Genomic DNA, 20,493 nt, shown 5'->3' with positions numbered 1-20,493 from the left:
CCATGGAACTGGCAGGAAAACGTATCGTCTTCGGTGTCAGCGGTGGCATTGCAGCCTACAAGGCGGCTGAGCTAGTTCGCCTGCTGCGCGGTGAGGGCGCCTCGGTGCAGGTGGTGATGAGCGAGGCGGCGACGCACTTTGTCACACCAGTCACATTCCAGGCGCTCTCCGGCAAGCCGGTGTTCACCGACCAGTGGGATCCGCGCGTGGCCAACAACATGGCACATATCGATCTGTCCCGGGAAGCCGATGCGCTGCTGGTCGCGCCCGCTTCGGCCGACTTTCTCGCCAAGGTGGCCAACGGACTGGCCGACGACCTGTTGACCACCCTGGTCCTGGCACGCGACTGCCGGCTCCTGGTGGCTCCCGCCATGAACCGCCAGATGTGGGACAACCCGGCTACCTGCCGCAACATCGCCAGCCTGCGCGCCGACGGTGTGGACATCCTCGGTCCGGGCTGTGGGGATCAGGCTTGCGGTGAGAGTGGGCCGGGACGGATGCTCGAAGCGGCAGAGATTCTGGCCGAAATGATCGCCCATTTTCAGCCACAGAGGCTCGCTGGCAGGCGCGTGCTGCTGACCGCAGGGCCGACCTTCGAGGCGATTGACCCGGTACGGGGAATCACCAACCTGTCGACCGGCAAGATGGGCTATGCGATTGCCCGCGCCGCCCGCGAAGCGGGAGCCCAGGTAACGCTGGTCTCCGGCCCAGTCAGCCTGCCCTGCCCACAGGGCGTCCACCGCATCGAGGTCAGCAGCGCCCTGCAGATGCACGCCGCGGTACACCGCCAGATCGCCGGCAATGACGTCTTCATCGCCGTCGCCGCCGTCGCCGATTACCGCCCCGCCAACCCCATCGCACAAAAGATCAAGAAAGGCGCACAGGCGACGCCGCCGACGATCGAACTGGTGCAGAACCCGGACATCCTCTCCGAGATCGCGGCTCTGCGCACACCACCGCTCTGCGTCGGTTTTGCTGCCGAGAGCGAGAATCTGCACGAATACGCGGAAAACAAACGGCGCAGCAAGAACATCCCGCTACTCGTCGGCAACCTGATCGCAGACGGCTTTGGCGGCGACGACAACACGCTGATCCTGTTCGACGATGACGGTGCGCACCCGCTGGCACCCGCGCCCAAGCTCCAGCTTGCGCGCCAGCTCGTAGACCGCATTGCCGCCCTGCTCGAGCAGCGCCGATGAACCGCCCGGACCTGCGGGTAGACGTCAGGCTGCTCGATCCTCGCCTGCGTGACCAGCCGCCGCATTATGCCACCCCCGGATCGGCCGGCCTCGACCTGCGCGCTTGCATCGCCGAATCGGTAGAAATCCGGCCTGGGGAAACGCTGCTGATTCCGACCGGCATCGCGATCCACCTCGGCGACCCTGGACTGGCCGCAATGATCCTGCCGCGCTCGGGACTCGGCCACAAACATGGCATCGTTCTTGGCAACCTGGTCGGGCTGATCGACTCCGACTATCAGGGCGAGATCATGGTGTCGACCTGGAACCGCGGTCAGCAGCCCTTCACCTTGCAGCCACTCGATCGTCTGGCTCAATTGGTGGTGGTCCCGGTCCTGCGAGTCAAGTTCGACGTTGTCGAAGAATTCATCGGCAGCGCACGGGGCGCGTGCGGTTTCGGGAGCACCGGTCATTCCTGAAGGGCAGTAGAGAAACGTTCTACCTGCGCTCGCCACGCCTCACCACCAGCAACCCGACAGCGACGAGAAAGGCCAGGAAACAAAGACCTGACCAGTTGGCCATCGACAGTCCGAGGAACACCCAATCCTTGCTCGAACAGAAACCGGTGGCCATGAACAGCGACGGCCAGCGTATGCCAAACCAGTCGACGATCTGTTCGATCAGCGTTGGCTCACCAAAACCACATTCCATGCTCGCGTTGGGCAGATACTGCAGCCAGCTCTGGTAGGCCGCAGTCGCCAGTCCACCGGCTGCAGTCAGGCCGAGCAGCACGCTCCAGAAGCGGAATCCGCCGGGCAACAGTACGCCAGCCAGTGCGAGCAAGGCGATCAGCAGATAGAGCAGGCGTTGAAAGATGCATAGCGGACACGCCTGCAGCTTCATCACCTCGCCGAGCAACCATCCGGCCAGCGTCAAACCGAGCGCCACCAGCCCCAGCAGACCAAAGGCGACACGTGGCGAAACACGCATCAGAGGGATTCGATCAGGCCAGGACATAACTGCGCAGACGCAGCGAGAGTTCGTGCAACTGCCGAACCCCGGAGTTTTCGGCACGCTCGCACCAGTCCTGCAGCACATGCAGCAGATGCTCGCGGGAAGCATTCGAACGCTCCCAGACGACTGCCAGTTCCTGGCGCATGGCATAAGCGATTTGCAGCGCACGGCTCTCGCCGAGCAGCAACTCGAGCTGACTGCGCTGCTCCTGCGGAACGGCGCCGGCATCCGCCGCCAGCCAACGCTTCATGCCCTTGAAGCGACGACCGTTCTGCAGCGTGGCAAGTTCATCGCGGTATACCTGTTTCAGCGAACGGGCATACTGAGAGAGCACATCGTAACGATTGATGATCACCGCCTGGAGAGTGTCGAAATCGACGACCGGCCGCAGATCACCCAGACGCGGCCTGGGTGCCACCTTCTTCACCTGCGCCAGGCCAAGCGCCGCAAGGATGCGGATATAGAGCCAGCCGACGTCGACCTCATACCAGTGGATCGACAATCTGGCGGAGGTCGGAAAAGTGTGATGGTTGTTGTGCAGTTCTTCTCCGCCGATCAGAATTCCCCAAGGAGCAATGTTGGTGCTGGCATCCGGAGAACTGAAATTGCGATAGCCCCAGAAATGCCCGAGACCGTTGATCACGCCAGCCGCCCAGAACGGAATCCAGGCCATCTGTACCAGCCAGATCAGCGTGCCAGCCAGCACGCCGAAAACCGTAAGGTCGATGAGCAGCATGAGCAATACGCCAAGCTTGTGCCACGGCGTGTAGAGATGGTTCTCGATCCAGTCATCGGGTGTGCCGCGGCCGTAACGCGCGATGGTGTCCTGCTGGCGGGCTTCCCTGACGTAGAGGAAAACGCCCGCCCAGAGAACCCTGTGGATGCCGAACACCTGCGGACTATGCGGATCTTCGGCAGTCTCGCACTTGGCGTGGTGCTTGCGGTGGATCGACGCCCACTCCCTGGTCACCATGCCGGTGCTCAACCACAGCCACAAGCGAAAGAAGTGTGCGATCAGCGGATGCAGATCCAGCGCACGATGTGCCTGATGGCGGTGCAGAAAGATGGTCACCGAAGCGATGGTGACATGCGTCAGACCCAGTGCCATCAACATATAAGCCCACCAGGGCCAATCGACCAATCCAGCGTACATAAACACCATCCTCTGAGGAACAGGCCCACGATTCTAAGGCAATCAGCCGCTGCGCCAAAGCGTCTTGTCACTGGCCTGACAACCCCTGGAAGCGACGCTGCCGGCAGGCTAATCCTGGCCTTCTGGCCTGCGGGTGTGTACGCACCGCCACAAGCCGTTATTATTGGCGAATGAAAACACGTATCCTGCTGGTCGAGGACGATGAGCGCCTCGCCAATCTGACTGCCGAGTACCTGCGAAAGAACGATTTCGAGGTCCTGATCGAAGCACGTGGCAACACCGCCCAGACACGCATTCTCGACGAGCGACCCGACCTGGTCATTCTCGACGTCATGCTACCCGGCAAGGACGGATTTGAAGTCTGTCGCGCCGTCCGCCCGCACTACCGCGGGGTCATCCTGATGCTGACGGCACGCGACGAGGACTTCGACCAGATCCTGGGTCTTGAACTGGGCGCCGACGACTACATTGCCAAACCGGTACAGCCGCGCCTGCTGCTGGCGCGCATCAAGGCCCTGCTGCGCCGCTCGCCGGTCCATCCGGGCAGCGCTGGCGGCGACACTGCGGAACCGAGCGAACCCTCCGAGCTGGCTTTTGGCCGCTTTCGCATCAGCCAGGCAACACGCAGCACTCACCTCGACAACGATACGATCGACCTGACCACGGCCGAATTCGACCTGTTGTGGCTGTTGGCCCGTCACGCCGGCAACATCCTGTCACGCGACGATCTGCTCCAGGAGTTGCGCGGCATCGGTTTTGACGGGCTCGACCGCTCGATCGACGCCCGCATTTCAAGGCTGCGCCGCAAACTCGGAGACGACCCGGAAAACCCAACGCGAATCAAGACCGTGCGCGGCAAGGGCTATCTGTTCAGCAAGCATGACTGGCAATAGCAACAAATTGCTCGCCATCCTTGCGACTTACAAGCCGGCGCCTTGGCGAGGGCGCTACAGTCTGTCCCGGCTGTTTTTCAATTTTTACCTGCTGGTCATGGGCTCCTTCGTAGCGATTGCGATCTTTGCCGACTTCGTCATTTCGACGGCGGTCAAGGGCATCACCGACGACTACACCAGCCGCTTCATGCGTGGCACGGTGCTCCTGATCGAAGACGAACTGTTCCGCAGACCGCGTTCGGAATGGCCAAAGGCGATCGAGGCGCTCGATCGAAAATTCGCCTATAAACTTGGCATCGTAGACCGCTGGACGCTCAATCTACCTCCCACTCAGGCGGCGAGACTCGATAGTGGCGAACTGGCAATCGACGTGCAGGGAGACATCATCTACCACCGCCTCAAACAAACCCCGCAAATTCTGGTGGTCGGCCCAATCTCGCCCGAGCGCAACCCGGAATACCCGCGCGGGATTCCGCTCGACCTACGCATCAGTCTGCTGACCTGGAGTCTGATCGGGGTCTGTCTGGCGATTGTCGTATGGCTATGGGTGCATCCGGTTTGGCGAGACCTGGAAGCGATGCGCCAGACCGCACGCGCCCTCGGCGAGGGACTCTTCGAAGCACGCGCTCCAAGCATGCGCAGCAGCGCTTTCAGACCACTGGCAGAAACCCTGAACGGCATGGCCGAACGTATCCAGCGACTGATCGCGACACAGAAGGAGTTGTCGAGTGCCATCTCGCACGAGTTGCGCACCCCGATTGCACGCCTGCGCTTCGCGCTCGAGATACTGGCGGACACCCCCGACCCGTGCGAGCGCGAGCGTTTGTCGCGAACCATGGAAGCCGACCTCGATGAACTCGATGGCCTGATCGATTCCAGTCTGACCTATGCCCGCTTCGAGCGCGAACAGCCTGAACTCGACCTGACTGCAGTCGAAATCGCTCCCTGGCTTGAAGAACAGGTGGAAGCCAGCCGCATGCTGGCGCGCAGGCTGGAACTGCAGGTCGACCACAGCACCTTGCCGCCGCTGCTGCGTGTCGAACTCGATCGCAAGAGCATGCCGTATGCAATCACCAACCTGCTGCGCAATGCCATCAAGTATGCCAGAACACGGATCATGGTCAGTGCAGAAGTGCTGGATGACCAGATCCAGGTACACGTCGACGATGACGGCATCGGCATCCCGGTTGATGAGCGCGAACGCGTTTTCTCGGCCTTTACCCGACTCGACCGTTCGCGCGACCGGGCGACCGGAGGTTACGGTCTCGGACTGGCGATCGCACGGCTGGTGCTGGAACAGCATGGCGGCAATGCCAGCGCCGCGGCATCGCCGCTTGGCGGTGCACGTTTCACGCTCAGCTGGCCTCTGTCACAGAACGTCACGGAAAGCTGACGCAATTGCTGCAGACGGACAGTCTGGTCCGCCCCTATCATCGCTTCCCATGTACAGAACAACGCCAAAGGAAAACCAGATGAGCGATTTCAACCTGCACTGCGAGCACTTTCTCGCCACCTCACGCCAACACCTTTTTGCCAGCGACGCGGCCTCTGCCGGCCGGCAAGGCATTCCTGAAGACGATTCCACCAGCCACCACTGCGGCGAGAAAGAGCACGGCGGACATACGGGTAGATGAGGGCGGTGGCGCACCCCCCGCCGCCCTTCCCGCTAACCGAAGGAATCGGTATCTTCATCGGGATCGTCGCCTGGGATGTGCTCAGCGCCGGCGAAATGGAACTTCTGAAGGCTTCGCTGATCGCCGCGACCGGCGCGCTGATCTGGTACGGCGCACGCTGCTGGTCGAGCAGGCGCAAGCGCCGCGGCTCCCTTTGAAAGCCTCGGCAATTGATTTTACCCCCTCCCCTGTAGCCCATCGCAACGATGGGCCTTCAATCCCGTGCCGACTTCGGCACGGGATTTTTTTCGTTGCTCGAACCATCCCCTGCGGTCGCCGGCAGCGCACCACCCAGCAGGCGGATCTCGCGCTGCGGGAACGGAATCTCGATGCCATGCTCGTGGAATGATCGCCAGATCGACAAGTTGATTGCCGAACGAACGCTACCGGTCCCGGCCTGCGGGTCGGCAATCCAGAAACCGAGTTCGAGATTGATGCCACTATCGGCAAACAGTGTCAGCAACGCTTGCGGTGCCGGTTCGGCTAATACGCGGGGCTGCGCCTGCGCCGCCTCGGTCATCAGGCGCATCGCCTGTTCGAGATCGGTACCGTAGGCTACCTGCACCGGCACCACCACCCGTAATCGTGAATCGGTGAAGGACTCATTGCGCACGATGTTCGACACCAGATACTCATTGGGAATGATCACCTCGGTGCCAGCCAGCGTGCGCAGGACCGTATAACGGGCGGTGATCTGGGTGACCACCCCGGAAGTCGTCGCGTCGAGGGCGACCAGGTTACCGATGCGAATCGAGCGGTCGAGCAAAATGATGAAGCCACTGACGTAATTGCTGGCGATTTTCTGCAGTCCGAGTCCGAGACCGACGGCGAGTGCACCACTGAACACCGACAGCGCAGTGATGTCGATACCGACGATCGACAGGCTCAGCAACAAGGCCACCACCGACAGCACCGCCTTGACCAGGCGGCCCAGCACCACGCGCAGATTCGGGTCCAGTGTCTCGCTGGCGAGCAGACGAGCCTCGATCTCGCCCGAGAGCCAGAGTGCGACCAGAACCGTGATGACGACGGTCACCAGGCCAGTCAATAGGGTCCACAGGTCCAGCTTCTGCTTGCCGACGTGAAAACTCACCTGTTCGAGGATCTCGATCAGAGGTTCTGCAAGCCCGGTCAGATAGAGTGCCAGGCAAAACCAGATCGCGGTGGCGATGAAGCGCTCGGAACTGGCCAGCCAGCCACTCGGCGAGAAGGCGTGGCGCAGAACATAGATCGCCGCCCGCACCAGTGCCATCGAGAGCAGCAATGGCACGGCCAGATCAAGCAGGCTGACCGGCCCGAGCTGCCAGTGCCTGAAGCTCTGGCGGACAATCAGCACCGACAGCAGCGCCAGCAGGGGAAAAGCGACGCGCTTCAGGCTGCCGGTACCGAAGGCGCGCAAGGCCCCATGCGCCGTGCTCGCGCGCGCGAACTCGTGCCGTCGACCGTAGCGCGACCCTCCCCAGGCGAGCAGCAGACTCGCACCCAACGCCAGCACCTGCCAGAGAAAAGCGGGCTCCCGAAAATCCCGCCAGAGTTCGAACAGCAGGGCAAACATCGCCTTTTCGTTCATCGCCGCTCCATTACTGCCGCATAAAAGGCGTCGGTCCCGTGTTGATGAGGAAGCAATCGCAGGCGCTCGCCGACATCGATCACGATCCCCTGCCTGGCCAGAATGTCCTGTGCCGAACACGGAACAAAGTCCGGGTGCTGCGCCAGGAAAGCCTGGACCACTGCCTCGTTCTCGACTTCGAGCAGGCTGCAGGTCGCATAGACGAGGCGGCCACCCGCTTTGACCAGACTTCCGGCGGCTGCGAGAATCGCCGCCTGTTTGGCACACAGCTCGGCAACACTTGCCGGCATCTGCCGCCACTTCAGGTCCGGGTTGCGACGCAGGGTGCCCAGGCCGGAACATGGCGCATCGACCAGCACCCGATCGAGTTTGCCGGCAAGGCGCCGGATTTTGGTGTCACGTTCGGATTCGATCTGCAGCGGATACACATTCGACAGGCCAGAACGTGCCAGGCGTGGTTTCAGCCTGGCCAGCCGCCGCTCGGCGACATCAAAGGCATAAAGCCGGCCCTGCGAACGCATCAGCGCCCCAAGCAACAAGGTTTTGCCACCTGCCCCCGCACAGAAGTCGGCGACCATTTCGCCGCGCCGGGGCTGCAACAGGAAACCAAGCAACTGGCTGCCTTCATCCTGCACTTCGATGCTGCCATCGATGAATAATGGATGTTTCGACAGGGCAGGCTTGCCGAGCAAACGAATTCCCAGCGGCGAATGGCGACAGGCCTCGGCCGCCAGCCCGTCGGCCAGCAAGCGCGACAATACTTCCGATCGACCAGCCTTCAAGGGATTGACGCGCAGATCCAGCGGCGCCGGCTGATTGAGGCCGTTTGCCAGGCGCTCGATTTCATCGGCTGCGTACTGCGCGATGAACTCGGCATACAGCCAATCGGGCAGATCGAGGCGAACTGCCGGTGGCAGTTCGTCGATCTTCACCGCCTTGGCCTGCGCCAGCCATTTGCTTTCGGATTCGCTCAGAACATCCGCCAGTTGGCGCCGGTTCATTCCCTGCAGGCAGGCCAGCGCGGCGAGCAGCAACCGCCTTGAGGTCGGCTCGTCGGCACAACGCGCCGACAACGAGCGCTTGCGGCGCAGCACCGCGAACACCGTCTCGGCAACGAAACCGCGGTCGGCATGACCGAGTTCGCGATGCTGGCGAAAATAGCGGGAAACCACCAGGTCAGCCGGGAAAACCGAGCGCAACAGTTCCGACAGCAACGCTTCGGCATGACGAAAAAGGGCGGGAGTAAAACGCGCGCTGCTGGTAGTCATTGCGGTTCCTGGCTGATTTCAATGGCGGTCGCAACCTGCACGTAAAGATCGCCCTTGCGGTCGAGATGCTGAATTTTCACCGGCAACAACGCATGCTGATAGGCCAGCCAGAGCTCGGTCGTGGCCACGCCGGGTACGCGCAGGTGCCGGCAGCGAAAAGTTCCTGCCGGAATTTCGAGGTCCTCGTCACCGACGACTTCGACGCGAAAATCCGCGTACCTCCTGCCGGTCACGATCGGCAAGCTGCGGCCCGTGCCGAGGTCAGGCAGCAAACCCAACTGATAAGGAAAACTCAACAAGTCCTGAGTACCGGGGCGCAAGGCCTGCGCGGGCCGACCGTCGATACGCAACTGCCCTGTCTCCCAGTCGAACTCGGCTTGCTGGCCGGTTGCGCGCCCCCTCTGGTGAGTCACGACCCGCTCGGGGAGCAATCCGGCAACAGTCCACCGACCGCGACTTTCGATTTCGAAACGCAACGGCCTGAAAAACCCGACCAGCCCGCTGGTTTCGGTCACCGCTGTGATCCGGTAGCTGCCGTCGACGACCTCCCAATCGTGAATCGAGAAACCAATCTCAAAACCCTGATCGCCGCGATCGACGCGGTAACGAATCCTGCCGTGCGTCGGCAACTGTGACGCCACCGGCAGCGCCGCGACCGGCGCCAAGGAAGACGGCAGATCCGGTGCAGCCTCGGGCAGGTGCATCCCCTCCTGTGCGGGCTCCGGGCCGGGCTCCGGGCCGGGTTCCTGCCCTGACCCCGGTGCAGGAATGGGCACCGGCGAATCACGCATAGCCATGACCGACGGCTCGGCTGGCATGGCCGCCGGGCGTCGCACAGAACGCCGATTCGCCGCCACGGGCTTGGTCTCGGGCCTTGCCGCCGGCGGCTGTGGCGTTGGTGTTGACATTGGTGTTGGCGGCATCTTCAGTTCAGCGACCAGCATCGGCGATTCGCTGCCGGTCGACAAGTCGATATCCGGAGCAAAGAGCAGCAGCGAGTGGACTCCGAGCGAGGCAACGAAGGCAATGATCAGAACAACAGGCATCGGTTTGCCGAACTACCCCGCAACCAACTGCGGAGCGATCAGCGCCATGCCACCAGCCTGCGGCATATCCAGCCATACGCGTCCGTTGCGCAGATGCAGGCGACCTTCGGCAAACCAGCGTACCGCCAACGGGTAGACCTGATGTTCCTGCGCCAGGACGCGCGCGGCGAGCGTCGCTTCGTCATCATCGTCAAGTACCGGCACGGCCGCCTGCACGATGACCGGTCCATGATCCAGGTCGGGGGTCACGAAGTGTACGGTGCAGCCGTGAATCCGGACGCCCTCGGCCAGCGCGCGGCGGTGCGTGTGCAGACCGGGAAATGCCGGTAATAGCGAAGGGTGAATGTTGATCAGGCGATGCTCGTAGCGACGCACGAAAGCCTTGCCGAGAATCCGCATGAATCCTGCCAGCACCACGAGGTCCGGTGCGAAGCTGTCAATCGCTGCGGCGACGGCGACATCGAATTGTTCGCGCTCGGCAAACGCCCGATGGTCGATGACGCACGTCGGCACGCCGTGTGCTTCGGCCGTCTGCAGGCCCAGGGCATCGGCCCGGTTGGAGATGACGCCGACGATACGCGCCGGCATCGCTCCGGAGGTTGCTGCGTTCAGCAGCGAAGTGAGGTTGCTGCCGCGCCCGGAGATCAGGATCACCATCGTAATCATGCGCTAGCCTTATGGTGTTGCAGCCAACCGACGAATACCGGCAGCAGCGAAATCACGATGATCGCGACGATCACCAGGGTCAGATTCTGCTGAATCCACGGCAGGTTGCCGAACCAGTAGCCCGCCAGGGTCAGCGATCCAACCCAGCCGAGCCCGCCGATCAGGTTGAAGAACGTAAATTTTCCGTAGTTCATCGCGCCGATGCCCGCCACGAACGGCGCAAAGGTTCGGAACAGCGGCAGGAAACGCGAAATGACCAGGGTCTTGCCACCGTGCTTCTCGTAAAAGGCGTGCGTCTTTTCGAGTGCCGATCGGTTGAAAAAGCGCGATTGTTCCCAGTGGAAGACCTTCGGCCCGAGATAGCGACCGATCTGGTAGTTGAGCATGTTGCCGAGCACCGCGGCGGTGGCCAGCACTGCGAGCAGGACGCCGATCTGCATGCCCCCCAGCGCTGCCAGCGCACCGGCAACGAAGAGCAGCGAATCACCAGGCAGGAAAGGTGTCACCACAAAGCCGGTCTCGCTGAAGATGATCACGAAGAGGATCGCATAGATCCACGGCCCGTATTGCTGCACCAGCATCGCCAGGTGCTTGTCGAGGTGCAGGATGATGTCGATAAAGCTGGTCAGGTATTCCATCGTCGCAAGGGAGGCTGGAGGCAAGGCGCGATTCTACCGGAAGCCGGGCCGGTAGAATGGATCGATGCTTGAACCCCCCGCATCCATCTCCTGCCCGATCGCTTGATCAGCCAGATCGCTGCCGGCGAAGTCATCGATCGGCCGGCCTCGGTACTCAAGGAACTGCTGGAAAATGCCCTCGACGCCGGCAGCTCGACCCTCCAGATCCAGCTCGAGGAAGGCGGCGTCAAGCTGATTCGCGTCATTGACGACGGCCGCGGCATCACCCGCGACGAGCTGGCGCTGGCACTGGTCCGGCACGCGACCTCGAAGATCAGTTCGCTTGACGATCTCGAACGCGTCGGCACGCTCGGTTTTCGTGGTGAAGCGCTGGCTTCGGTGGCTGCCGTCGCGCGGGTCACTCTCACCAGCCGGCAGCCGGCGGGCAGCACCGCCGGACAGCATGCCTGGCGGCTCTGCGCGGAAGCTGGAGCGACACCCGAACCGGCGGCCCTGCTCGTCGGGACCCTGATCGAAGAGGTGACCCCGGAATTTCGGACAGCAGGATAAGGGGTAGCCTTGCCCCACGAACGGCTGCGGAAGCAGCCCCAACAGGAGCAAGAGCATGACGAGAAGGACGAGTTGGAACCACACGCCGGCATTCAAGGCGCAAGTGGCGCTGGTGGCGCTGAAGAGCGACGAGACGCTGGCCGAGCTGGCGCAGCAGGATGACCATTCACCCCAACCAGATCACGGACTGGAAGCGGCCACTGACGGAGCGTGCGGTTCAGGTTTTTGGGGATGCCGGAGGTCCTGCGAGCAGTGATCCGGACTTGACGAAACGGCACGTCAAGATCGGACAGCGGACGCTGGAGAACGATTTTTTAGAACATGCGCTCACCCAGGCGGGCTTGCTGAGCGCAAGACGAGGATTGACCGCAAGCACAAGCTTCCTGTCGCGCATCAGTGCGCGCCCTCCTCGGGGTAGCCCGTTCGAGCGCGTACGACACGCCCCGCGAGGTCTCGGCGGAGGACCTGGCGCTAATGCGCCGGATCGACGAGTGGCATCTGGAGCCCCCCTTCGCCGGCGCCCGCCTGTTGCACGATCTGCTGCGCCGTGAGGGTTTCCAGGCCGGCCGCCGACACCTCGGCACCCTGATGGCGTGCATGGGGATCGAAGCGCTCTATCGAAAGCCCCACACCTCTCGCCGGCAGCGCGGCGAGGAAATCCATCCGTATCTCCCTGCGCGATCTCGCGATCGAGCGGCCCAACCAGGTGTGGGCGGCAGACATCACCGACATCCCGATGCGCCGGGGCTTCCTCTCCCTGTTCGCCGTGATCGACGGGTACTCGCGGCGGGCGCTCGCCTGGCGGCTGTCCAACACCCTCCACCGACTTCTGTCTGGACGCGGTCCGGGAAGCCATCCACCGGCACGGTGGCCCGGAGATCTCCAATACCGACCAGGGTGGCCCGTTCACCCGCGGCGAATTCACGGGGATGCTCAAGGCGCACGGCATCCGGATCAGCCTGGATGGCAAGGGGTCCTGGCGGGACAAGGTCTTTGTCGAACGGCTGTGGAAGACGGTCAAGTACGAGGAAGTCTATCTCAAGGCCTATGACAGCGTCGCCGATGCGAAAGCCAACCCTGGCCACGTCTGCGCTTTTACAACGAGCGACGGCCCCATCGCTCGCTCGATGGCCAGACACCGGGCGCCGCCTACTTCGTGGCACCCGCTTCCGCCATCCGAACCGCGGCATAAGGCATGCGGAAAGGGCTCCGTGGATTGGTGGACGATGCGCTGTCGCGCATCGGGCCGCCTGCCGTGGAAAAAAGAGGGAAACGGTCATGACTGTCATGATCGGGGGTGCCTGGAAAAGTCATGGCCGTTAGCTCGCCTGTTTCTCGCGGGCGGCGTGCGCGATCAGCGCGGCGATCACGCACGAGGCAATGCGCGTTTCGGCGGTGTCGGCGCGGCTGGTGAGGACGATCGGCACGCGCGCGCCGAGGACGATGCCAGCGCTGAGTGCGTTGCCCAGGTATTCGAGCTGTTTGGCGAGCATGTTGCCGGATTCGAGGTCGGGGACGACGAGGATGTCGGCGCGTCCGGCGACCGCCGAGCTGATTCCCTTGGTCTTGGCGGCGACCAGCGAGACGGCGTTGTCAAAAGCGAGGGGACCGTCGAGCAGGCCGCCTTTGATCTGGCCGCGGTCGGCCATCTTGCACAGCGCGGCGGCATCGAGCGTAGACTGGATCTTGGGGTTGACGGTCTCGACCGCCGAAAGGATCGCGACCTTGGGTTCGGCGGTGCCGATGATGTGCGCGAGATCGATGGCGTTCTGGATGATGTCGACCTTCTCGTGCAGCGTCGGCAGGATATTGACCGCCGCATCGGTGATCATCACCGGCCGCGGATAGGTCGGCACGTCCATCAGGAAGACATGGCTGATGCGCCGCTCGGTGCGCAGGCCCGTGCTGCGGGCAATCACCTCGGCCATCAGTTCATCGGTGTGCAGGCTGCCCTTCATCAGGGCCTCGGCGTCGTGGCTGCGGATCAGCGTCACGGCCATGGCCGCGGCTTCATGGCTGTGCTTGACGTTCACGATCCGGTGCGATCCGAGGTCGAAGCCATTTTCCTCTGCGACGGCGCGAATCTTCTGCTCGGGTCCGATCAGAATCGGGTCGATCAGGTTCGCCTCGGCGGCGAGCAGGGCGCCCCTGAGCGATTCACGATCGCAGGGGTGAACCACCGTCATGTCGATCGGTGCCAGGCCTTCGGCACGCTTGACCAGCACCTGCAGCCGCGCATATTTGTCGGATATGGTGATCTCCGGCATGGTCGTGCGCTTGGTGCGGATTTTTTCCCGCGGCGCCAACACTTCGGCGCTGCCCGACACCACCAGCAACTGATCCTGATTGAAACAGGTACAGTCGAGGATGATGTGGTGGTTGTGGTCGAACTTCTGTTTGACGGTGAGCGTTACGGTGACGGTATCGCCGATGGTCACCGGCCGCGCAAAGTGCACGGTCGATTCGATCAGGACGGTTCCCGGCCCTGGGAACTGCGTTCCCAGGGTGGTCGACATCAGTGATGCGGTCCACATGCCGTGCGCGATGAAATCCTGGAACAGGCCGCTGTGGCGGAATTCGGCATTGGCCAGTGCGGGATTCATGTCGCCGGACATCAGGGCGAAGAGTTTGACGTCCTCCGGGCGCAGTGTGCGGATCAGTGACGAGCTGTCACCGACATGGATCTCGTCGTAGGTTCGACTTTCGAGAAATTCGAGAGGGGTCTCAAAGTGCATGCTGGGGCTCCGAATGACGATTGCAGGGGTGATCAGAACGCGGTCGGGATAGGTACCCGCCACTGCCCAGGAGTCTGCCACTGACCCGCTGCAGGCTCTCGCAGCGACGAGGCTGGCCAGTCGCCGCAGTGACCCCCCCCGGAATCGGCAATGACTCACTGATGGATGTCATTATGCTGCAACGCAACACAAAATACCATGGCGATCTGCGTCTGCGCAGCACTGTCCGGTGGCCGATTGGACATTTTGTTGACCTGCATCAGTACGGACTGCGATGGAGAGGCTAGGCTTTCCGGAGTGGATCGGAAATCGCTGCACTCACCGGGAGACTGTCGTGACGGAAGAATGTTTTGATGCCGCCAGGCTGGATGGACTGCTGCCGCCGATCATCGACCGTCATGGGGGTGATCCGGGCCAGTTGCTGCAGATTCTGCTGGCAGTGCAGGACGCGCTGGCTTACCTGCCGGCAGCGGCGCTGACCGCGATCGCCAGGGCGCTCAAACTGCCGCGCGCGCGCGTCGAAGGCGTTGCCGGTTTCTATTCCTTCCTGCACCTGGCGCCGGTCGGTCGCTATCGTGTGCTGTTCTCGGACAACATCACCGATCGCATGCTCGGCAGCGTCGATCTGATGGATCGCCTGTGCAACCGGCTGTGGATCGAGCGCGGCAAGGTTTCCGAGGAGGGGCTGGTCAGCGTCGATACCACCTCCTGCACCGGCATGTGCGACCAAGGGCCAGCGCTGCTGGTCAATGGGCAGGCGCTGACACGCTTGTCGGCCGAGCGCATCGACCGCATCAGCGAACTGATCCGGGCACAGGTGCCCCTGGCCGACTGGCCGGGGGAATACTTCCGGGTCGATGACCATCTGCGCCGCCGCGATGTCCTGCTGAACGTGTGCTGGCCGGCTGGCGAAGCGATTCGGGCGGCGATTGCGCGCGGTGCCGAGGCGATGCTTGCCGAAATGAAAGCGTCCAATCTGCGCGGACGCGGGGGAGCCGGTTTCACCACGCAGATCAAGTGGGAGTCGGCACGCCGGGCAGAAGGCCAGGGCGAACACCCCGACCGCTACGTGGTCTGCAATGCCGACGAGGGCGAACCCGGCACCTTCAAGGATCGCGTGCTGCTCTCCAGTTATGCCGACCTGGTTTTCGACGGCATGAGCGTCGCGGGTTTGACGATCGGTGCCGGCAAGGGCCTGCTCTACCTGCGCGGCGAGTATGCGTACCTGCTGCCGGCCTTGCGTGCCAACCTCGCGCGACGCCGGCAGAGCGGCCTCCTGGGAAAGTCGCTGTGCGGTCAGGCGGGTCGTGACTTCGAGATCGACATTCATCTCGGTGCCGGAGCCTACGTCTGCGGCGAGGAATCAGCGCTGCTCGAATCGCTCGAAGGCAAGCGCGGCGTACCGCGGATTCGCCCGCCTTTCCCGGTCAGCGTCGGTTATCGCGGGCAGCCGACGGTGGTGAACAACGTCGAGACACTGTGCAAGGCGGCGTTGATCGCGGTCCATGGGGGCGCCTGGTTCGCCGGTCTGGGCACCAAGCAGTCGACCGGCACCAAGCTTCTGTCGATCTCGGGCGATGTCGAAACACCGGGAATCTACGAATACCCCTTCGGCGTTTCGGTGGCGCAGGTGCTCAAGGACTGCGGCGCCGGGAACGCACAGGCGGTGCAGGTCAGCGGGCCTTCGGGAATCTGCCTCGGGATGCACGAGTTTTCCCGCCACATTGCTTTTGAGGATGTGCCGACGGCAGGCGCTTTCATGGTTTTCGGCGCGCATCGCGACATGTTCGAGGTAGCGCGCAATTTCGCCCACTTCTTCGCGCACGAGAGCTGCGGCTTTTGTACGCCCTGCCGCGTAGGCACCGCGCTGGTCGCCAACTGCATGGACAAGATCGCCGACGGACGGGGCTCGCAGTACGACATCAACGAGATTTTCAAGATCCATCGCCTGCTGCATGCCGCCAGCCATTGCGGGCTCGGCCAGTCGGCGTGCAATCCCTTGTTCGATACGCTCAACAAGTTTCGCCCGGCGTATGAGCGACGCCTGCGCTCACTCGACTTCGCGCCGGCGTTCGACCTCGACCAGACGCTCGACGCGGCTCGCCAGATGACCGGGCGCGACGATGCGGCAGCGCACTTCGGTCTGGCCGCCCGACTGACGGGAGGTGCGCCATGAAAACGCCCCATATTCTGCTCGACGGTCTGCCGGTGCCTTTCGAGGACGGACAGACGATCATGGACGCAGCGATGGCCGCCGAGATTTTCATTCCACACCTCTGTCATCACCCTGGGTTCAAGCCACAAGGCAGTTGCAAACTCTGTACGGTGAAGGCCAACGGCCGTTACGTGTCGTCGTGCACGATGCCGGCGAAGGATGGCATGGAGGTCGAGAACAATTCGCCGGATCTCAACGACAAACGGCGGACGATGCTGCAGATGCTGTTCGTCGAAGGCAATCATTTCTGCCCCTCGTGCGAACAGAGCGGCAACTGCATGCTGCAGGCGCTGGCCTACGAACTTGAAATGCTGTCGCCACATTTCAACCAATTCTACCCAAACCGGCCGCTCGATGCTTCGCACCCCGATCTGCTGCTCGACTTCAATCGCTGCATTCTCTGCGAGCTGTGCGTGCGCGCCAGCCGTGACGTCGATGGCAAGAATGTCTTTGCTCTCTCCGGGCGAGGCCTGACCAAGCATCTGATCGTCAATGCCGAGTCCGGGCGGCTGGCCGATACCGATTTTTCGCTGACCGACCAGGCGGCGCATGTCTGCCCGGTCGGGGTGATCATCGAGAAACGCAAGGGCTTTGCGATCCCGATCGGCAAGCGTCGCTTCGATCTCGAACCGATCGGCATGCAGGTCGAGCGCCTGGGCAACCGGAGTGTGACCGAGGAGGAGGCCTGAGATGAACGCTGTGCTCGAGAGCCGGAAACTGCGGAAGCTACGTCTGGCGACGACTTCGCTGGCTGGCTGCTTTGGTTGCCACATGGCTTTTCTCGACATCGACGAGCGTTTGCTGGAACTGCTTGAACGGGTCGAATTCGACCGCTCACCGCTGACCGACATCAAGACCTGCGGCCCTTGCGACATCGGCCTGATCGAAGGCGGCATCTGCAACGCCGAGAACATCCACGTGCTGCAGGAGTTTCGCCACCACTGCAAGGTGCTGATCGCCATCGGCGCCTGTGCGGTCAATGGCGGGCTACCGGCGCAGCGTAACCATCTCGACCTCGGCCGGTGCCTGCAGGAGGTCTATCTGACCGGGCCGGGAATCGTCAACGGGCAGGTGCCCAACGATCCGGAATTGCCGCTGCCACTCGACAAGGTGCACCCGATTCATGAAATCGTCCGCGTCGATTACTTCATTCCCGGCTGCCCACCGTCGGGCGACGCGATCTGGAAATTCCTGACCGATCTGCTCGATGGGCGGACACCACGGCTCGGATATCCCCTGCTGCATTTTGATTGATGGAGGCCAGCATGGCAGACGCCTTGTTTGCACTCGAAACCGCGCCTGCCGACATCGGCACGCTGCGCCGGGTGGCGATCGACCCGGTGTCACGCGTCGAAGGCCACGGCAAGGTGAGCTTGCTGCTCGACGAGAACGATCAGGTGCAACAGGTTCGCCTGCACATCGTCGAATTCCGCGGTTTCGAGAAGTTCATCCAGGGACGACCCTACTGGGAAGTGCCGGTGATGGTGCAGCGTCTGTGCGGGATCTGCCCGGTCTCGCACCATCTGGCGGCTGCCAAGGCGCTCGACCGGGTGGTCGGCGCCGCGCCCTTGACGCCGAGTGCCGAAAAACTGCGCCGCCTGATGCACTACGGGCAGATTCTGCAGTCGCATGCGCTGCATTTCTTTCATCTCTCCTCGCCGGACCTGCTTTTCGGTTTCGATAGCGAGGCTGGCCGGCGCAACATCGTCGGCGTTGCAGCAGCGTATCCCGAAGTGGCCAAGCAGGGCGTCCTGCTGCGCAAGTTCGGCCAGGAAGTGATTCGCCTGACCGCCGGCAAGCGCGTGCATGGCACCGGTGCGATTCCCGGTGGCGTCAACCGCGCCTTGAGTCGCTCCGAACGCGAGGGCTTGCTGGCCGAAATCGGGTCGGTCATCTGCTCGAGCCGGCAGGCAGTGCAACTCGTCAAGCGTCTGCATGCGGCTGATCCGGATCTCTACGACGGTTTTGGCACTTTTCGCTCGAACCTCCTGTCGCTGGTCGGCCCCGACGGTGCGCTCGACTTTTACGATGGCGCGCTGCGCGCGCGTGACGCCGACGGCAAGATCCTCGTCGACGGTTTCGCGGTCAGCCACTACCATGAGCTGATCCGCGAGGAAGTCAAACCATGGAGTTACATGAAATTTCCCTTCCTCGCGACGCTCGGCTCGCAGGAGGGCTGGTACAAGGTCGGGCCGCTGGCGCGCGTGCAGAACTGCGATTCGATTCCGACACCCCTCGCCGAGGTCGAGCGCCGCGAGTTCATCGACCACGGCCATGGCCAACTGATCCACGCACCGCTGGCCTATCACTGGGCGCGCATGATCGAGATGCTGCACGCTGCCGAGAAGATCGGTGATCTGCTTTACGACGACGATCTTTCCGGGAGCGAACTGTGCAGCAGCGGCACCCGCAAGCGCGAGGGCGTCGGTGTCATCGAAGCACCGCGCGGCACGCTGATCCACCACTACCGTGTCGACGACGACGATCTGGTGACCCTGTGCAACCTGATCGTCTCGACAACGCACAACAATCAGCCGATGAACGAGGCGATCCGCCGCGTCGCCCGCCGTTACCTCAACGGTCGCCAGCTCAGCGAAAGTTTGTTGAACCATATCGAGGTTGCGATTCGCGCTTTCGACCCCTGCCTCTCCTGCGCCACGCATGCGCTCGGCAAGATGCCGCTGCAGCTTGAATTGCTGGATGCCGCCGGGCGCGTCATCGAGCAAATCAGTTCAGACCCATCGAACGCCCGGACTCCGAGATGCGCCCAGTCGTAGGTTGGGTTAGCCCGCTGGGCGTAACCCAACAGCCTGCGGCGGAAGTGTCGGGTTGCGCCTGTCCTGAGCAATGCCGAAGGGCGACGCCAACCCGACCTGCGAACTGAGGCCTCGGGAGTGCCGCTGGTCTCGCTCGCTCCGGTCGTAATCCTGGCCTGCGGCAACCCCAGCCGCGGTGACGACGCACTCGGACCGATCCTCCTCGATCGCCTGCAGACCTGGCTCGAAACCGCGGGTTGCGCCGGTCTGGCCGACGACTTCGAGCTGATCACCGACTTCCAGTTGCAGGTCGAGCATGCTCTGGACCTCGTCGGACGGCGCCTAGCGCTGTTCATCGACGCCGGGCAGCAGACGCCAGCGCCTTTTGTCTTTCGTCGGGCGCAGGCCATCGACTCTGCCAGTCCGAGCACACATTCCCTGCCTCCCGAATCGGTGCTCGCCGTCCTGCCGCGAATCAGTCGCGAAGCGCCACCGCCGGCTTTCATACTCTGTGTGCGCGGTGAGCGCTTCGAGTTGGGGGAGGGGTTGAGCCCCGTCGCGACGCGCCACGCCCATGCCGCGTTTGAACTACTCAACGAGTTGTGTCGTGCCGCTGACGTGGGCGCCTGGCAGGCTCGCGTGAGCGGGGGGGAGTAGACTTCAAAGCGGACAGTCAGCTTCGCTATCGGAAGAGCGCCCTCAGCGATGGGCAGCAGCAAAGACGCGCCAGCCATTTTTGGAACGTTTCGCAATCGAGGAACCGAAAAACTTGACAGCGTATTCAGCGTATTGTAACCGCGGGTGGCCGCCTGTTGCATTGCTTTACAACGCCCATCACTGTTGTTAGCATTTACAACATGTCAGCCATGCTGATCCTCGATGACCGCTACCCTCAAGGGGATCATGCTTTTGTCGCTGTGCGTGTATTCCGGGTGCCGGCCCAGGTGCCCGGCAGCATGCACGACCTGAAGTACAGCCTGGCTTACGTGGTGAATGGGGTGTGCGTGCTCCGCTTCGATAACGAGGCCGGCAAGGGGGACCACTTCCACCGCGGCGAAGCAGAGGCGCCGTACGTGTTCACCTCGCTGGAACAGCTTTTGGCGGACTTCTGGGCCGCCGTCGATGATTGGAGAAAATGA

At 62.7% G+C, this 20,493-nt stretch carries 20 protein-coding genes and 2 pseudogenes; 14 read left to right on the top strand and 8 right to left on the bottom strand.

Annotation, left to right across the window (positions count from 1 at the left end):
• The first annotated feature begins 2 nt into the window (after window positions 1-2).
• Both coaBC and dut read left to right on the top strand, forming a co-directional pair.
• Entirely contained in the window at window positions 3-1,199 is a 1,197-nt protein-coding gene (coaBC, locus tag V5B39_RS00375) for a bifunctional phosphopantothenoylcysteine decarboxylase/phosphopantothenate--cysteine ligase CoaBC (protein WP_332340498.1), read from the top strand.
• Window positions 1,196-1,657, top strand: coding sequence for a dUTP diphosphatase (dut, locus tag V5B39_RS00370; RefSeq protein WP_332340496.1), 462 nt, complete (start codon window positions 1,196-1,198; stop codon window positions 1,655-1,657). Before coaBC ends, dut begins: the two co-directional genes overlap by 4 nt.
• A gap of 19 nt (window positions 1,658-1,676) precedes the next feature.
• Here dut and V5B39_RS00365 read toward each other — a convergent pair whose 3' ends face one another.
• Both V5B39_RS00365 and V5B39_RS00360 read right to left on the bottom strand, forming a co-directional pair.
• Entirely contained in the window at window positions 1,677-2,168 is a 492-nt protein-coding gene (locus V5B39_RS00365; protein ID WP_332340494.1) for a disulfide bond formation protein B, read from the bottom strand.
• Window positions 2,169-2,181: 13 nt separating this feature from the next.
• Entirely contained in the window at window positions 2,182-3,345 is a 1,164-nt protein-coding gene (locus tag V5B39_RS00360) for a DesA family fatty acid desaturase (RefSeq protein ID WP_332340492.1), read from the bottom strand.
• A 170-nt stretch (window positions 3,346-3,515) separates the two neighbouring features.
• On the opposite strand from V5B39_RS00360, the gene V5B39_RS00355 reads away from it, so the two are divergent.
• The 4 genes from V5B39_RS00355 (at window position 3,516) to V5B39_RS00340 (ending at window position 6,069) form a co-directional block, all read left to right on the top strand.
• A complete protein-coding gene (locus V5B39_RS00355) occupies window positions 3,516-4,238 on the top strand; it encodes a winged helix-turn-helix domain-containing protein (protein ID WP_332340491.1) in 723 nt (240 codons plus the stop codon).
• Window positions 4,225-5,631 (top strand): ATP-binding protein, encoded by a 1,407-nt coding sequence (locus V5B39_RS00350; protein ID WP_332340489.1) that lies wholly within the window; start codon window positions 4,225-4,227, stop codon window positions 5,629-5,631. Before V5B39_RS00355 ends, V5B39_RS00350 begins: the two co-directional genes overlap by 14 nt.
• Window positions 5,632-5,710: 79 nt before the next feature.
• Window positions 5,711-5,872 (top strand): hypothetical protein, encoded by a 162-nt coding sequence (locus V5B39_RS00345; protein WP_332340487.1) that lies wholly within the window; start codon window positions 5,711-5,713, stop codon window positions 5,870-5,872.
• A gap of 5 nt (window positions 5,873-5,877) precedes the next feature.
• Window positions 5,878-6,069, top strand: coding sequence for a hypothetical protein (locus tag V5B39_RS00340; protein ID WP_332340485.1), 192 nt, complete (start codon window positions 5,878-5,880; stop codon window positions 6,067-6,069).
• A gap of 56 nt (window positions 6,070-6,125) precedes the next feature.
• Here V5B39_RS00340 and V5B39_RS00335 read toward each other — a convergent pair whose 3' ends face one another.
• From V5B39_RS00335 to V5B39_RS00315, 5 genes are read right to left on the bottom strand one after another with little or no spacing between them, the layout of a single operon-like run.
• A complete protein-coding gene (locus tag V5B39_RS00335) occupies window positions 6,126-7,481 on the bottom strand; it encodes a mechanosensitive ion channel family protein (RefSeq protein WP_332340483.1) in 1,356 nt (451 codons plus the stop codon).
• Window positions 7,478-8,749 (bottom strand): RsmB/NOP family class I SAM-dependent RNA methyltransferase, encoded by a 1,272-nt coding sequence (locus V5B39_RS00330; protein WP_332340481.1) that lies wholly within the window; start codon window positions 8,747-8,749, stop codon window positions 7,478-7,480. Before V5B39_RS00330 ends, V5B39_RS00335 begins: the two co-directional genes overlap by 4 nt.
• Window positions 8,746-9,795 carry a DUF3108 domain-containing protein gene (locus V5B39_RS00325; protein WP_332340479.1) on the bottom strand — a complete coding sequence of 350 codons (1,050 nt, stop codon included), beginning with the start codon at window positions 9,793-9,795 and terminating at the stop codon, window positions 8,746-8,748. The genes V5B39_RS00330 and V5B39_RS00325 overlap by 4 nt, the downstream gene beginning before the upstream one ends.
• A 12-nt stretch (window positions 9,796-9,807) precedes the next feature.
• On the bottom strand, window positions 9,808-10,461 hold the full coding sequence (gene purN, locus V5B39_RS00320) for a phosphoribosylglycinamide formyltransferase (RefSeq protein WP_332340477.1): 654 nt from the start codon (window positions 10,459-10,461) through the stop codon (window positions 9,808-9,810).
• A complete protein-coding gene (locus tag V5B39_RS00315; protein ID WP_332340794.1) occupies window positions 10,458-11,099 on the bottom strand; it encodes a DedA family protein in 642 nt (213 codons plus the stop codon). Before V5B39_RS00315 ends, purN begins: the two co-directional genes overlap by 4 nt.
• 81 nt (window positions 11,100-11,180) lie before the next feature.
• Between V5B39_RS00315 and mutL the strand changes: the two are divergent.
• Both mutL and V5B39_RS00305 read left to right on the top strand, forming a co-directional pair.
• Window positions 11,181-11,615, top strand: a pseudogene (gene mutL, locus V5B39_RS00310) (DNA mismatch repair endonuclease MutL); the annotation flags it as partial.
• An 88-nt stretch (window positions 11,616-11,703) separates the two neighbouring features.
• Window positions 11,704-12,840 (top strand): annotated as a pseudogene (locus tag V5B39_RS00305) (IS3 family transposase).
• Window positions 12,841-12,967: 127 nt separating this feature from the next.
• On the opposite strand, the gene V5B39_RS00300 reads toward V5B39_RS00305, so the two are convergent.
• Window positions 12,968-14,383, bottom strand: a complete 1,416-nt coding sequence (locus V5B39_RS00300; RefSeq protein WP_332340475.1) for a bifunctional enoyl-CoA hydratase/phosphate acetyltransferase — start codon at window positions 14,381-14,383, stop codon at window positions 12,968-12,970.
• A gap of 334 nt (window positions 14,384-14,717) precedes the next feature.
• Between V5B39_RS00300 and V5B39_RS00295 the strand changes: the two genes are divergently transcribed.
• The 6 genes from V5B39_RS00295 to V5B39_RS00270 all read left to right on the top strand — a co-directional run bounded on the left by V5B39_RS00295 (window position 14,718) and on the right by V5B39_RS00270 (window position 20,493).
• Window positions 14,718-16,559: an NAD(P)H-dependent oxidoreductase subunit E gene (locus V5B39_RS00295; protein ID WP_332340473.1), complete on the top strand. Its 1,842-nt coding sequence runs from the start codon at window positions 14,718-14,720 to the stop codon at window positions 16,557-16,559.
• Window positions 16,556-17,287 (top strand): 2Fe-2S iron-sulfur cluster-binding protein, encoded by a 732-nt coding sequence (locus tag V5B39_RS00290; RefSeq protein WP_332340471.1) that lies wholly within the window; start codon window positions 16,556-16,558, stop codon window positions 17,285-17,287. The genes V5B39_RS00295 and V5B39_RS00290 overlap by 4 nt, the downstream gene beginning before the upstream one ends.
• Window position 17,288: 1 nt before the next feature.
• A complete protein-coding gene (locus V5B39_RS00285; protein WP_332340469.1) occupies window positions 17,289-17,852 on the top strand; it encodes an NADP oxidoreductase in 564 nt (187 codons plus the stop codon).
• 11 nt (window positions 17,853-17,863) lie between these two features.
• Window positions 17,864-19,375, top strand: coding sequence for a Ni/Fe hydrogenase subunit alpha (locus V5B39_RS00280; RefSeq protein WP_332340467.1), 1,512 nt, complete (start codon window positions 17,864-17,866; stop codon window positions 19,373-19,375).
• A gap of 117 nt (window positions 19,376-19,492) precedes the next feature.
• Window positions 19,493-20,011 (top strand): hydrogenase maturation protease, encoded by a 519-nt coding sequence (locus V5B39_RS00275; RefSeq protein ID WP_332340465.1) that lies wholly within the window; start codon window positions 19,493-19,495, stop codon window positions 20,009-20,011.
• 200 nt (window positions 20,012-20,211) lie between these two features.
• Complete coding sequence (locus V5B39_RS00270; RefSeq protein WP_332340463.1) at window positions 20,212-20,493, top strand: toxin-antitoxin system TumE family protein; 282 nt, start codon at window positions 20,212-20,214, stop codon at window positions 20,491-20,493.

The organism is Accumulibacter sp. (genome assembly GCF_036625275.1).
Classification (GTDB): domain Bacteria; phylum Pseudomonadota; class Gammaproteobacteria; order Burkholderiales; family Rhodocyclaceae; genus Accumulibacter.
This window is presented reverse-complemented; position numbering and strand designations above follow the sequence as displayed.